Here is a 2,095-nt window from a genome sequence, read left to right as displayed (position 1 = left end):
AGCGCGCGCGAAGATGTTGAGCATCGGTTCTTCAGGCACCTAGCTGCGGGGGCGGGTGGGCGAGGAGAGCCTATCCACCCACCCCGGCATCACCTGCGCGCCGGTCCGTGGAGTGCGCTTTTCAGCAGGGCTAGGTCGTGTCCTGTAGGTCTGGTCGATGGGCTTCGTGATCCAGGTGGTTCCTGGTGGTGCGGGGGATTCGGCCTCGTACTGGACGTACTCGGTCGAATCCCCCGTGCTGCCAGGGGCCGCCTGGGCGCGGAGACCGCGACCGAGACCTACAGGACACGACCTAGGTGGACGGGCACTGTTTCATCGCGGCCTCGCAGGAGGGCGACATATTCGCCCGGATCGCGGCCATGATCTCCCCGAGCTGCTTCACCTGCTCCGGGGACAGCGCGTCGAAAAGGCTCTGCCGCACCGTTTCAACGTGGCTGGGCGCGGCGGCTTCCAACGCGGCGAAGCCCGCGGACGTCAGTACCGCCCAGGCCCCGCGTTTGTCCGTCGGGCACGCCTCGCGCCGGACCCAGCCGTTGGCTTCGAGCCGGGCGACGGCGTGGGACAACCGGCTGCGGGAGGAAAGCCGCGCGTCGGCGAGCTCGCTCATGCGCAACATGCGTCCAGGCGCTTCCGACAGCGCGACGAGTACCTCGTAGTAGGTGTGGGGCATTCCGCCCTCACGCTGCAGCTGGGCTTCGATATGCGCCTGAAGCATCGAGGTGGCCGCGGCGTAGTTCCGCCAGACGTCCTGCTCTTCGTCGCTCAGCCATCGGGTGTCGGACATGAGATTCATGATACCTCCAGTTGAGCCCTCAACCATCTTGCGCTACGATCAAGTTGAGAGCTCAACCAACTGTGCTCACGAAACCTGATCCGATCTAGGAGAACTCCGATGAGTGCATCCACCACGCAGATTCCCGGCTACATCACCGGCACCTGGGCCGTCGACGCCATCCACTCGGATGTCGCGTACAGCCTCAAGCACCTCGGCCTGGCGAAGACGCGCGGTAGCTTCACCTCGTTCACCGGCGAGATCGTCACCGCGGAGAACATCCTCGACTCGGCCGTCTCCATCGAGATCGACGCGTCCTCGGTCGCCAGCGGCTTCGGCCCGCGCGACGAGCACATCAAGAGCGGCGACTTCTTCGATGTCGCGAACCACCCGACGATCGTGTTCAAGTCGACCGGCATCCGCGAGAACGACGGCGACTACCTCATCGACGGTCAGCTGACCTGGCGCGAGAAGACCGTCCCGGTCACCCTCGAGGCCGAGTTCGCCGGCATCGGCCCGAACCCTTCGAACGACAACGTCGACACGATCGGCGTATCCGCGGTCGCCACCATCAACCGGCGCGACTTCGGCATCGGCACCGAGGGCAACGGCTTCCTCAGCGAGAAGGCCAAGATCGTCATCGAGATCCAGGCCGCCCGCCAGTCCTGAACAACCTGAACGACCTGAAATACCACAGGCGCGCCGAAGGGGACCCTCCCCGGTGAGGATCCCCTTCGGCGTTTCGCTGTTTCTTACCAAGCACCGGCGAGCAGCTCGCGGGTTTCCCCGAGCAGCTGCGGCAGCACCTTGGTATGCCCGAGCACCGGCATGAAGTTGGCGTCGCCGCCCCATCTCGGCACCACGTGCTGATGCAGATGGTCGGCGATCCCGGCCCCGGCGACCGAGCCCTGGTTCATCCCGATGTTGAACCCGTGCGCCGCGGACACCTTGCGCACCACCGTCATCGCCCGCTGCGTGAACTGCGCCAGCTCGACGGTCTCGTCCGCGGTCAGCTCCGGGTAGTCCGGCACGTGCCGGTACGGCACCACCATCAGGTGACCCGGGTTGTACGGGTACAGGTTCAGCACCGCGTACACCGTCTTCCCGCGGGCGAGGATCAACGCCGACGCGTCGTCCATGTCCACCAGGCGGCAGAACGGGCACCCGGCCGGCTCGTCACCGACTGGCGTCCGGTCCCCCTGGACGTAGGCCAGCCGATGCGGGGCCCACAGCCGCTGCAACGCGTCCGCGACCCCGACACCGTCCTGGCGAACCAGCTCGGGCTCAGGCAAGAACCGCTCCCAGCACCTCCGCGTTGGGCGA

Annotated in this window: 3 protein-coding genes; 1 reads left to right on the top strand and 2 read right to left on the bottom strand. The window is 66.4% G+C overall.

Features of this window, described 5'->3' with window-relative positions:
* Nucleotides 1–292 precede the first annotated feature (292 nt).
* The gene (locus tag VFG33_RS22555; protein ID WP_325054910.1) at nucleotides 293–784 is read right to left on the bottom strand and encodes a MarR family winged helix-turn-helix transcriptional regulator; all 492 of its coding nucleotides are present in this window, start codon (nucleotides 782–784) and stop codon (nucleotides 293–295) included.
* 108 nt (nucleotides 785–892) lie between these two features.
* On the opposite strand from VFG33_RS22555, the gene VFG33_RS22550 reads away from it, so the two are divergent.
* The gene (locus VFG33_RS22550; RefSeq protein WP_325054909.1) at nucleotides 893–1,441 is read left to right on the top strand and encodes a YceI family protein; all 549 of its coding nucleotides are present in this window, start codon (nucleotides 893–895) and stop codon (nucleotides 1,439–1,441) included.
* 83 nt (nucleotides 1,442–1,524) lie between these two features.
* On the opposite strand, the gene VFG33_RS22545 is transcribed toward VFG33_RS22550, so the two are convergent.
* Nucleotides 1,525–2,064, bottom strand: a complete 540-nt coding sequence (locus VFG33_RS22545; RefSeq protein WP_325054911.1) for an HIT domain-containing protein — start codon at nucleotides 2,062–2,064, stop codon at nucleotides 1,525–1,527.
* Nucleotides 2,065–2,095: the final 31 nt, after the last annotated feature.

This window comes from Kribbella sp. (assembly GCF_035687465.1).
In the GTDB taxonomy this organism is placed as follows: Bacteria; Actinomycetota; Actinomycetes; order Propionibacteriales; family Kribbellaceae; genus Kribbella.
Note: the sequence above shows the minus strand (reverse complement) of the source record. Positions and strands in the feature narration are given on the sequence as shown.

Bases quoted from the DNA above. Each gene is read 5' to 3' on its own strand.
- VFG33_RS22555 (WP_325054910.1), bottom strand. From the start codon at position 784: ATGTCCGACACCCGATGGCTGAGCGACGAAGAGCAGGACGTCTGGCGG.
- VFG33_RS22550 (WP_325054909.1), top strand. From the start codon at position 893: ATGAGTGCATCCACCACGCAGATTCCCGGCTACATCACCGGCACCTGG.